The following is a 10,922-nucleotide window of genomic DNA, read 5'->3' as shown; positions in this document are numbered from 1 at the left end:
TCAGCTGGGAGAGCATCTGCCTTACAAGCAGAGGGTCACAGGTTCGAACCCTGTTGTGACCACCAAAAATCTGGCCTAGTGGCTCAGTTGGTTAGAGTACCGGCCTGTCACGCCGGGGGTCGAGGGTTCGAGTCCCTTCTAGGTCGCCAACTAAAACCTTGAACTTAGTTCAAGGTTTTTTTACTTTTTCTAATGTTAAAAGCCAGGAAGGTCGTATTCGGCCTTCCTTTTTTATATAATGAAACATTAATATAAGTAAGAATTCAAATATTACATTAAACATATTAAGAAAACCTATAGAGAAAGTATTAACTATTCAAAAAACAAAATTCACAATACTTTGAAAACGTGGTAACATATAGGTAGACAAAGTTGGTTATAGTCGTTTATCCTTTAAAAGAAATTTTCCTTTTGTATGAAAAGCTCAGCTTGAAAAAGTTGAGCTTTTTATTTTTAATATTTAATTGATAATAAAGATTTTATGAATAAACTTAAATATGAGTTTATATTTCTATATAACAAAAAGACTATCTTTAAATTTAAAGATAGTCTTTTCCTATATTAGCGTCTTTTTAAACGTGCCACTTTTAATCTTAAATCATCACCAAAGAACTTTTTAAGTGTAAAATTACCAAATAGTCTAGATGTAAATCTTTCAGAATATATAGATGAAAGCTCATCTAATGCATAGTTCGTAGAAATAATCATTTTTTTATCTTTTAAAAGTTTAGTATTTAAAAGATTAAAAAGCTCTTTTTTGCTAAAATCTGAAAGTTGCTCTGTTCCTAAGTCATCGATAATCAATAAATCACAATCTACTAAACTTTCGTATAATCCTGTATTATTGTTAAACTTAGCATCTTTTAAATTTGATATAAGGTCATCAGAAGTTCTATATATGACAAAATGTCCAGCATCTATTAAATCTTTAGCTATACAATGAGAAAGAAAAGTTTTACCTGTTCCTGGATTCCCATAGAATAGTAAATTTTCATCATGATTTTTAAAATCTTCAACATATATAATAGAGCTTTTATATATTCGCTCCATATTAGCTCTAGGACTTAAACTACCTTGGTAAAAATCCTTTGAAAAATAATTTATATCAAAATTCTTAAAGCTATGTTTATCAAGTAGATGCTTTAAATCAGAATTTTCATAGCCAACCCTTACAAGGTATCTTTTATAGCAATCACATTTTTTTGTATAGATATATCCAGTATCTTTACATTTATCACATTTATATATAATTGATAAATAATCCATAGGATATCCATTAGAAACTAAAAGCTCTGATTTTTTCATTTTTAAATCAATCATTTTATTTTTTATGCTATTAATAGCAGCATCTTTGTTATCCATTGGTTTTATTGCTATAAGTGATAATTTTACTGAAAGTTTTTTTATTTCATTTTCAATATCTATAACTTGAGGAAGAGCTTTTTTTATCTCCATTTTACGGTTTTCTAATTTTAGCTCTTCATTTTTTCTTACAGTTTCATACATTTTCATAATTTGAGAATGAAAAGTTTTATTCATTATCATACCATCCTAACAAATCTTTTTCTAATTTATCGAAATCATAATTTCGTTGTTCAAAATTATTAAAAGTATCTTTATTAGAAGACTTTACTATAGGTTTATAATTAAGTTTCTTCTTATCTTTTTTCTCAATATCTTCAAGGGTAGATATTCCAGATTTAAACCAACTATTAAGTATTCCATCAATATATTTAAAATCTGCCCTATTAAGTCGTTCGAAACAAACATCACAGGCCTTATAAATAATTTCATTAGAAAATTTATAAGTATGAATCCACTTTGAAATCATATCTTCTTGTGGTTTCATAACATCAGGAGAATTAACCCCTAAATATTTAAGTATTTTTCTTATATTAATCCATTTATCTTCATGTTTTTTTATAAAGCTTTGTGCTTCATCGATAGTTGATATCTTTTGATCATGCCAAGCCATTGCTATTTTTTCAAAGTACCTATAGTCAACCTTACCTTTAGAAACACAGTATTGAATTAGTAAGAGTATAAGTTCTGGAGAAAAGTTAAAGTCCTTTTGCCAACTTAAATAGCATTCTATTTCTTTTGGCGATAGAGTTCTTCCTATTAATTTTTCAATATCTTGTAACATATCTTTAATAGAAGAGTTATCTAGCTCTTTTAATATATCAACATTTTGAACCGGTGGACTCATATTTTCTGTTAAATCAAGGAATTCTATAGTGTAATTTCCCATATTATCAATGGCATACATTTTTACAACCCCTACTTCACTCCAATAGTTCCAAGCGTTAAGTATATCACTTTCAAGAAGTGATAATGTACTCGCTATGATTGCTGAATTAGCACCTAGTTCACCACTTATACAATATTTTAATCCAAGAAGATATACTTTTACATATTCTCCACGTGCATTAGTCATATATTTATCTATAAAAACATTGCTTACAGGAGTATATCCTAAATTTTTGTTTTTAAACATGAAAGTACTCATGTATATCCCTCACTTTAAAATGTTCTAGTTATTTAATTTTAAATCTTTTATAGGAATATAAAATAATATTTTAATTTAAATTATAATTCCTAAGTAGTTTTTCACTGTTAAATTATTTACTTTAGTTAAATATATAGAAATATAAAATCATTCCTTTACTAACACCTTAAAGATTTTAATCTCTAAAAAGAGTAATAGCAAAACACTAAAATCTTAGAACTAATAAAAGTTAAGAAATTAATTTGTTTCACTATATAATTATATCGTAACCTTATTCAATTTTAAATAAGGTGTATTTGACCATATTAGTATACCACATAAAGCTAAAAAAAATTAATAATTATTTCCAATGATTATAGCCATGTTTAAATTAAATTAAATAGGGAATAATATGCTAATGGAAAGGAGGTATATTTTGAGAAAAATTCATAAATATACTATAATAATCGTTATTTTTACATTAGCTTTAACAACTAGTTTAACACTTACATTCTTTATTAGCAAATTAACTAGTAAGTATGTGCTATACGATAATAACAAAATAATTGCAGTTGCAAGTGATGAAAATTTGATAAAAAAAGTATGGAATATAGAGTATAATGAAGCAAAAAATCAAAATTTAGAGATAAAAAATAATCTTAAATTAAAAAAAGAACCTTTTAGTACTAAAAAAGATATGTCTAAAGAAGATATAGAAAAATCATTAAAAAACTCTTTAAAGGTATCTAGTTATGAAATGATTTGTGATGATAAAGTAATAGCTCATGTTGAAAGCAAAGATATTGGTGATAAAGCTATAGAAATAGTTAAAGACCAATATATATCTAAAAGTAAAATAAATAATTTAAAAAACATACAATTAAACAACAATATACAATATAAAGAATGTGAATGTTTAAAAAATCAATTAGAAGATGAGGTAAATATAGCAAATGATATAATAAAAGCTAATAATGAAGGAAAAAAATTAATATCATTTACTGGAACTACTGAAACTCTTGTTAATACAATTTCAAGAGGTGAAAATAAAACTGAAGTTAATGTTAACAAGGAAGTGGAAGAAAAGAATGAGCCTAAAGTAGAAAATAAAGATGAAACAGCTATTGTTTCAACGCAAAACGCTATAGGTGCTCAGCCTATCTTTGCAAATAAAAGTTTATATGTTCCAACAGTAGGAGTAATTAGCTCTTATTTTGGTGAAAGATGGGGAACTGTGCATAAAGGATTAGATATAGCAGCAGATACAGGGACACCTATAAAATCAGCTTTTAGTGGAACTGTAAAGTTTTCAGGTGTTATGAATGGGTATGGCAATGTTGTAATACTAGAACATGGTAACAGTTTAGAAACAGTATATGCTCATTGTGATACACTTACAGTTAAAAATGGAGATAAGGTAGAAAAGGGTAATCAAGTAGCTACAGTTGGTAGCACAGGAGATAGTACGGGCCCTCATCTTCATTTTGAAATAAAGATTAATGGAAGTGCCGTAGATCCGTTAAGTTATAGCGAATAAAAAATAAACCAATATATTTCCTTTGATGTAAATATATTGGTTTATATATATAATAAAACTATTGACAAGGGATTAAATCTAAATTATACTTTGATTATCAAAATATTTGATTATAAAAGTATTTAAAATTTTAAATAAATCAAAGGATGTGGAAAAATGAGTTCGCCATCAAGAAATACACATAAATTAAATGAAATTTTAGTGGAGATTTTTAATGACATATTAAAAATAGAAGAGAAGTCTCTATCTAATGGGCCAATAAAAGACTTATCTATAACAGAAATTCACACAATTGACGCTATAGGTATGTATGAGGAAAAAACTATGAGTGAAGTGGCTCAGGAATTAAAAATAACAGTTGGAACACTTACTACAGCAATAAACAAACTAGTAAAAAAAGAATATGTAAATAGAATTAGATGTGAGAAAGATAGAAGGTCTGTAAAAATATCATTAACTAACAAAGGAAAATTAGTTTATAGAATTCATCAAAAATTTCATACAGATATGATAGGTTCAACAATTGAGGGATTAACAAAAGAAGAAGAATTTTTATTAATCTCATCTCTTGATAAAGTGAATAAATTTTTTAAAGAAAAATATAAAGACCTTTAAAATTGGAGGCATTGTTATGAAAGTTAAAATTGTAGGCACAGGTAGATGTGTACCTAGTAATGTTGTAACAAATGATATGTTATCAACATTTTTAGATACAAGTGATCAGTGGATATATAGCAGGACTGGTATAAAACAAAGATACATTTCTACTGGTGAGAGCAACTCCCAATTATGTATTGAAGCTGCTAAAAAAGCCCTGAAAAATGCAAATTTAAATGGAAAAGATATAGACCTTATAATAGTTGCCACTATAACACCGGATAAAGTAACTCCAGCTACAGCTTGCTTAGTTCAAAGCGCAATTGGTGCATCAGATGCAATGGCATTTGATATATCTGCTGCTTGTAGTGGATTTGTTTATGGGATTAATATAGCTAGCCAATTTATAAATAGCAAAGCATATAACAATGCCTTGATTATAGGTGGAGAAGTATTATCTAAAATACTTGATTGGCAAGACAGAAGCATTTGTGTTTTATTTGGTGATGGAGCTGGGGCAGCGATTTTATCTAGAAGTGAAGAAGACTGTATTAAATCAATTGAATGTGTAAGTGTTGGAGAAAAATCAGATTGTTTAACTTGTGATGGTTTAGAATTAAAGAATATTTATGTTCCACATCAAGAAGAATTTTCAAATAACATATCAATGAATGGTAAAGAAATATTTAGGTTCGCTGTTAGAGTGATTGAAAATAGCATTGAAAGAATATTAAATGAAAATAATTTAACTTTTGATGACATTGATTATGTTATTCCACATCAAGCAAATAGTAGAATTATAGAGGCTGTAATTAAGGCCAAAGGATATGATAAAGAAAAATTTTATATGAATATGAGCCAGTATGGAAATACATCAGCGGCAAGTATTCCTATAGCATTAGATGAATTAAACAAAAATGGACTTTTAAAAGAAGGCATGAAGCTTATCCTTATTGGATTTGGCGGAGGACTTACTTATGGAAGTGCACTTATAAATTGGAAAAAATAAATTATTTTAGGAGGATTTTAAAATGGTATTTGAAAAAATTAAAAAGGTTGTTGCAGAGCAAGTTAGTATAGATGAAAGTGATATAAAACTTCAATCAACATTTAATGAGGAGTTAGGATTAGATTCTTTAGAGTTATTTGAAATAGTTATAGCTTTAGAAGATGAGTTTAACATAGAAATTCCTAACGAAGAATTAGAAGGAATAACAAACGTTCAAGGACTTGTATCTTATATTGAAGAAAAAATAAAATAATATTTTTTAGGTTGCTAAGGGGAAATAGATAGAGATATATTATCCGATTACAATTATTCAGTAAGCTAAAAATATATCCATGCTAAATAAGGTGATGAAGTTAGGTGCTTACGGGCATGCATCATTATTGGTATATCCAAGTTTTAAAAGGAATAATTTTAAAAGTGAAATTGGAACTCTATAACTTTTCCCCTTAATTTATAGGAGGAATTATATGAACTGGCGTATTTGTGAATTACTAAAAATAAAGTATCCAATAATTCAAGGTGGAATGGCCTGGATAGCAGATAGTTCTTTAGCTTCAGCAGTATCAAATGCAGGGGGTCTAGGAATAATAGCAGCTGGTAATGCACCAGTTGAATATGTTAGAGAGCAAATTAGACAAACTAAAAAGTTAACAGATAAGCCTTTTGGTGTAAATATAATGCTACTAAGTCCATATGCAGAAGATATTGCAAGGTTAGTGTGCGAAGAAAAAGTAGCTGTTGTTACAACAGGAGCAGGAAACCCAGGTAAGTATGTTGAGATGTGGAAAGAAAACAACATAAAGGTTATGCCTGTAGTTGCATCTGTAGGATTAGCAAAAAGAATGGAAAAGTGTAATGTAGATGCTGTAATTGCAGAAGGATGTGAAGCTGGTGGTCATATAGGGGAGATTACCACAATATCGCTAGTTCCACAAATAGTTGATAGTGTAAGTATACCTGTTATAGCAGCAGGCGGAATCGGTGACGGTAGAGGAATGGCTGCAGTAAAAATGTTAGGAGCTAGTGGAGTACAAATAGGGACTAGGTTTTTAGTTGCAGATGAATGTACTGTTCATGAGAATTATAAAGATAAAGTAATAAAATCAAAAGATATTGATACAGTAGTGACTGCAAGGAGCACAGGTCATCCAGTTAGGGTATTAAAAAATAAATTATCACGAAAATATACCGTAATGGAAAAAGATAAATGCTCACTTGAAGAGTTGGAATCTTTAGGTAAAGGGGCATTGCAAAAGGCTGTTACAGAAGGTGACATTGATATGGGATCTGTTATGGCAGGGCAAATTGCTGGTTTAATAAAAAAGAAGCAAAATTGTAAAGAAATTATAGAGGAAATAATAGATGAGTGTGACAAACTATTAAATCTTTAAGGAGTAATTTTATGAAGAAAATAGCCTTTTTGTTTCCAGGACAGGGTTCACAATACGTAGGTATGGGCAAAGAAGTTTATGAAAAATTTAATGAAAGCAAAGAAATTTTTGAAATAGCTAATAAAGAACTGTCTACTAATATATGTGAACTTTGCTTTGAGGATAAAGAAAATAAGTTAGATATAACAGAATATACACAGCCGGCTTTATTAACAGTAAGTATTGCATTATTACAATTATTAAAAAAGGAAGGAATAAAACCAGATGTAGTTGCAGGTTTAAGTCTTGGTGAATATTCTGCTCTTGTATGTAGTGACATATTAAAGTTTGAGGATGCAATAAAACTTGTTAAAAAAAGAGGAAAGTTTATGCAAGAGGCAGTGCCTGTTGGTATAGGTGGAATGGCTGCAGTAATAGGACTTGATAAGGAAACTGTAATATCCGTATGCGAAAAAGCAAAGGATTTTGGAATTATTGAAGTAGCTAACTTTAATTGTCCAGGACAAATCGTTATAGGTGGAGAGAATGAAGCTTTAGAAAAAGCCTGTGATTTAGCAAAAGAAGTTGGCGCAAAACGAGTTATAAAATTACAAGTTAGTGCACCATTTCATACTTCTATGTTAAAAAATGCTGCTGATAATTTAGAAAAAGCATTGGAGAGTATAGAAACATATAAAGGTAATACAAAAATAATAACAAATGTCACAGGGGATTACATAAATAAAGGATTTAAAGAAAACCTAAAAAAACAGGTTGTTAGTTCAGTAAGATGGGAACAATCTATTAGAAAAATGATAGATGATGGAATTGAAATTTTTATAGAGATAGGGCCAGGAAAGACTCTAAGTTCATTTGTGAAAAAAATAGATAGAAAATTAAAAACATTAAACATAGAGGATGTGGAGTCTTTAAATAAAGCCCTTGAATTTTTAAGGACATAAAAAAGGGGTGCTATATATGAATGAAAAAAATGCAGTAGTAACAGGAGCTTCAAGAGGAATAGGAAAAAGTATAGTATTAAAGCTTGCAAAGTTAGGTTATAACATAGTTTTTAATTATAGAAGTAATGATGAAAAAGCAAAAGAGCTTTTAGAAGAAGTAAAAAGTCTAGGTGTTAAATGTGAAGCGATAAAAGGTGATGTATCAGTAATGGATGACGCAAAAGAACTTATATTACTTTGCAAAGAAACTTTTGGCGCTGTAGATGTATTAGTAAATAATGCAGGAATAACTAAAGACAATTTAATTATGAGAATGAAAGAAGAAGACTTTGATTCTGTTATTAGTATAAATTTAAGAGGTACATTTAATGCAACAAAACAAGTTATTCCTATTATGATGAAACAAAGATATGGAAAAATAATAAATATAAGCTCTGTAGTAGGAATTGCAGGTAATGCAGGTCAAGCTAATTATAGCGCTTCAAAAGCAGGGGTTATAGGTTTTACAAAATCTATAGCACGAGAAGTTGGCAGCAGAGGAATAACTGTAAATGCTATAGCACCAGGGTTTATAGAAACAGACATGACGAAGGTTTTAAATGAGAAAATAAAGGAAAATGTTATAAATCAAATACCATTAAAAAAGTTTGGGTCTAGTGAGGATGTAGCTAATGTTGTTGGATTTTTAGCATCAGAAGAGGCAAACTATATAACTGGTCAAACAATAAACGTAGATGGCGGTATGGTAATGTAATTTAAAAAGTTACTTATAACAAATTAGGAGGTTTATTTACAATGAATAGACGTGTGGTAGTAACAGGCATGGGAGCATTAACACCAATAGGAAACACTGTAGAAGATTTTTGGAATGGTGCAAAAAATGGAGTTTGTGGAATTGACCATATAACTAGGTTTGATGCAACAGATTTTAAGGCTGTAGTGGCAGGAGAACTTAAAAACTTTAACATAGAAGATTATATGACTAAAAAAGACGGTAGAAAATTGGATAAATATTGTCAATATGCAATGGTAGCTACAATGGAAGCAATGAATGATGCAAATTTTGACCTTGAAAATACAAACAAGGATAGAATGGGTGTAATTGTAGGTTCTGGTATAGGTGGTCTTGAAACAACAGTATCAGAACATAATAAAATGCTTGAAAAAGGTCCTAATAGAGTATCACCGTTTATGATTCCTATGATAATAGGAAATATAGCTGCAGGACAAATTGCAATAAAATATGGTGCTAAGGGAATATGCACATCTATTGTTACTGCTTGCGCAACAGGAACAAACTCTATAGGTGAAGCTTTTGAAGCGATAAAGTCTAATAGAGCAGAAATTATAATAGCTGGAGGAGCAGAAGCACCAATAGTTGATATTGCTATTGCTGGATTTAGTTCACTTACTGCTTTAAGTAAAAGTAAAGATCCCCAAAGAGCATCTATTCCTTTTGATAAAGAAAGAAATGGATTTGTAATGGGTGAAGGTGCAGGAATTTTAGTTCTTGAAGAATTAGAACATGCATTAAAAAGAGGTGCAAAAATATATGGTGAAGTAGTTGGGTATGGAGCAACTTGTGATGCATATCATATAACTCAACCAGCACCAGATACTAGAGAAATTTTAAGAGCAATGAAAATGGCTATAGATGAAGCCGGTATTGAATCAAATGAGGTTTCATATATAAATGCCCATGGAACAAGTACTTATTATAATGATAAATCCGAAACAAATGCTATAAAAGCTTTATTTGGTGAACATGCATATAAAATCCCAGTAAGTTCAACTAAATCAATGACAGGACATTTATTAGGTGCAGCAGGAGCTATAGAGGCAATAGCATGTATTAAATCATTACAGGATGATTTTTTACCACCTACAATTGGTCTTAAAGTTTTAGATGAAGAATGTGATTTAGATTATGTACCTAATGTTGGTAGAAATGCTAAGGTTAATTATGCTCTTAGTAATTCATTAGGATTTGGCGGTCATAATGCTACACTTTTATTTAAAAAATGGGAGGGTTAAATTATGAAAATTAATGACTTAAAAGAACTTATAAAAACAATAAGTGAGTCTAATATAAATTTATTTGAATATGAAGAAAGCGGAACAAAAATTAAACTTTCTAAAGAGATTAATAGGGAAAGTATATCTATCAAACATGATGAAGAAAAAGTTGAAACAAAAAAATGTAGCGAAAAATTAGTATCATATGAACCTAAAGAAGAAATAGTAGAGATAGTAGAAGATAAAAATATAAAAGAAATATTGTCGCCAATGGTAGGTATGTTTTATGGTTCACCATCTCCAAATGAAGAAAACTTTGTAAAAGTTGGATCTAGAGTAAAAAAAGGTGACGTAATATGCATAATAGAGGCTATGAAAATAATGAATGAAATAGAAAGCGATGTTGATGGAGTAGTTTCTGAGATAAATGTAAAAGATGAAGAAATGGTTCAATATGGACAATGTTTAATTAAAATAGAGGCATGTTAAGGAGGAACTTATGGAAAAAACAAGTTTAACTATAGAAGAGATTCAAGAAATTATACCTCATAGATATCCATTTTTACTTATAGATAGAATAGATGAGATAGAAGAAGGAAAAAAGGCTATAGGAACTAAAAATGTGACAATGAATGAATATTTTTTTCAAGGTCACTTCCCTAAAAAACCTGTAATGCCAGGAGTTTTAATTATAGAGGCACTAGCACAAGTAGGGGCGGTAGCATTATTATCTTGTGAAGATTTTAAAGGTAAAATTGCCTACTTTGGTGGCATAAAAAAGGCTAGGTTTAAAAAAATGGTTATACCTGGTGATGTTTTAAAATTAGAAGTAGAAATAATAAGTATGAAAGGTCCTATTGGTATAGGTAAAGCAACTGCTACCGTTGATGGAAAAGTAGCTTGTCAGGCAGAGTTATCTTTTGCTATAGGCTAATAGGAAAGG

The 10,922-nt window shown here is 29.5% G+C and carries 12 protein-coding genes and 1 tRNA gene; 11 read left to right on the top strand and 2 right to left on the bottom strand.

The genetic code is table 11. The features are described 5' to 3' along the window. Positions 1-72 precede the first annotated feature (72 nt). Positions 73-149 (top strand) — tRNA-Asp (locus tag ACYUE0_RS13035). Positions 150-561: 412 nt separating this feature from the next. Here the strand turns inward: ACYUE0_RS13035 and ACYUE0_RS13030 are convergent. Further along, positions 562-1,539, bottom strand: a complete 978-nt coding sequence (locus ACYUE0_RS13030) for an ATP-binding protein (RefSeq protein WP_460270919.1) — start codon at positions 1,537-1,539, stop codon at positions 562-564. Further along, complete coding sequence (locus tag ACYUE0_RS13025) at positions 1,532-2,509, bottom strand: DnaD domain protein (RefSeq protein WP_061996489.1); 978 nt, start codon at positions 2,507-2,509, stop codon at positions 1,532-1,534. Before ACYUE0_RS13025 ends, ACYUE0_RS13030 begins: the two co-directional genes overlap by 8 nt. Before the next feature lie 415 nt (positions 2,510-2,924). Here ACYUE0_RS13025 and ACYUE0_RS13020 point away from each other — a divergent pair, with 415 nt between their 5' ends. From ACYUE0_RS13020 to fabZ, 10 genes are all read left to right on the top strand, one after another. After that, complete coding sequence (locus ACYUE0_RS13020) at positions 2,925-4,025, top strand: peptidoglycan DD-metalloendopeptidase family protein (RefSeq protein ID WP_460270917.1); 1,101 nt, start codon at positions 2,925-2,927, stop codon at positions 4,023-4,025. A gap of 156 nt (positions 4,026-4,181) precedes the next feature. Further along, positions 4,182-4,640, top strand: a complete 459-nt coding sequence (locus tag ACYUE0_RS13015) for a MarR family winged helix-turn-helix transcriptional regulator (protein ID WP_061996491.1) — start codon at positions 4,182-4,184, stop codon at positions 4,638-4,640. Between the two features lie 16 nt (positions 4,641-4,656). Continuing rightward, the gene (locus tag ACYUE0_RS13010; RefSeq protein WP_460270916.1) at positions 4,657-5,631 is read left to right on the top strand and encodes a beta-ketoacyl-ACP synthase III; all 975 of its coding nucleotides are present in this window, start codon (positions 4,657-4,659) and stop codon (positions 5,629-5,631) included. Positions 5,632-5,653: 22 nt separating this feature from the next. After that, positions 5,654-5,884, top strand: coding sequence for an acyl carrier protein (acpP, locus tag ACYUE0_RS13005; RefSeq protein ID WP_061996493.1), 231 nt, complete (start codon positions 5,654-5,656; stop codon positions 5,882-5,884). A gap of 214 nt (positions 5,885-6,098) precedes the next feature. Beyond that, positions 6,099-7,022, top strand: coding sequence for an enoyl-[acyl-carrier-protein] reductase FabK (gene fabK, locus ACYUE0_RS13000; RefSeq protein ID WP_460270914.1), 924 nt, complete (start codon positions 6,099-6,101; stop codon positions 7,020-7,022). An 11-nt stretch (positions 7,023-7,033) separates the two neighbouring features. After that, positions 7,034-7,963, top strand: coding sequence for an ACP S-malonyltransferase (fabD, locus tag ACYUE0_RS12995; protein ID WP_460270913.1), 930 nt, complete (start codon positions 7,034-7,036; stop codon positions 7,961-7,963). Between the two features lie 16 nt (positions 7,964-7,979). Beyond that, complete coding sequence (gene fabG / locus ACYUE0_RS12990) at positions 7,980-8,717, top strand: 3-oxoacyl-[acyl-carrier-protein] reductase (protein WP_460270912.1); 738 nt, start codon at positions 7,980-7,982, stop codon at positions 8,715-8,717. Between the two features lie 41 nt (positions 8,718-8,758). Further along, positions 8,759-9,997, top strand: coding sequence for a beta-ketoacyl-ACP synthase II (gene fabF, locus ACYUE0_RS12985; protein ID WP_460270911.1), 1,239 nt, complete (start codon positions 8,759-8,761; stop codon positions 9,995-9,997). 3 nt (positions 9,998-10,000) lie between these two features. Next, the gene (gene accB / locus ACYUE0_RS12980) at positions 10,001-10,468 is read left to right on the top strand and encodes an acetyl-CoA carboxylase biotin carboxyl carrier protein (protein WP_460270910.1); all 468 of its coding nucleotides are present in this window, start codon (positions 10,001-10,003) and stop codon (positions 10,466-10,468) included. A 10-nt stretch (positions 10,469-10,478) separates the two neighbouring features. Next, positions 10,479-10,913, top strand: a complete 435-nt coding sequence (gene fabZ / locus ACYUE0_RS12975) for a 3-hydroxyacyl-ACP dehydratase FabZ (RefSeq protein ID WP_061996499.1) — start codon at positions 10,479-10,481, stop codon at positions 10,911-10,913. Positions 10,914-10,922: the final 9 nt, after the last annotated feature.

It is taken from the genome of Clostridium sp. CTA-19, from assembly GCF_054767855.1.
The sequence above is the reverse complement of the archived record's forward strand: the minus strand, read 5'-3'. Positions and strand labels throughout refer to the sequence as shown.

What these genes read in the sequence shown, in the direction of transcription:
- ACYUE0_RS13030 (WP_460270919.1), bottom strand. Translation starts at nt 1,539, where the DNA reads ATGAATAAAACTTTTCATTCTCAAATTATGAAAATGTATGAAACTGTA.
- ACYUE0_RS13025 (WP_061996489.1), bottom strand. Translation starts at nt 2,509, where the DNA reads ATGAGTACTTTCATGTTTAAAAACAAAAATTTAGGATATACTCCTGTA.
- ACYUE0_RS13015 (WP_061996491.1), top strand. Translation starts at nt 4,182, where the DNA reads ATGAGTTCGCCATCAAGAAATACACATAAATTAAATGAAATTTTAGTG.
- ACYUE0_RS13010 (WP_460270916.1), top strand. Translation starts at nt 4,657, where the DNA reads ATGAAAGTTAAAATTGTAGGCACAGGTAGATGTGTACCTAGTAATGTT.
- acpP (WP_061996493.1), top strand. Translation starts at nt 5,654, where the DNA reads ATGGTATTTGAAAAAATTAAAAAGGTTGTTGCAGAGCAAGTTAGTATA.
- fabK (WP_460270914.1), top strand. Translation starts at nt 6,099, where the DNA reads ATGAACTGGCGTATTTGTGAATTACTAAAAATAAAGTATCCAATAATT.
- fabD (WP_460270913.1), top strand. Translation starts at nt 7,034, where the DNA reads ATGAAGAAAATAGCCTTTTTGTTTCCAGGACAGGGTTCACAATACGTA.
- fabG (WP_460270912.1), top strand. Translation starts at nt 7,980, where the DNA reads ATGAATGAAAAAAATGCAGTAGTAACAGGAGCTTCAAGAGGAATAGGA.
- fabF (WP_460270911.1), top strand. Translation starts at nt 8,759, where the DNA reads ATGAATAGACGTGTGGTAGTAACAGGCATGGGAGCATTAACACCAATA.
- accB (WP_460270910.1), top strand. Translation starts at nt 10,001, where the DNA reads ATGAAAATTAATGACTTAAAAGAACTTATAAAAACAATAAGTGAGTCT.
- fabZ (WP_061996499.1), top strand. Translation starts at nt 10,479, where the DNA reads ATGGAAAAAACAAGTTTAACTATAGAAGAGATTCAAGAAATTATACCT.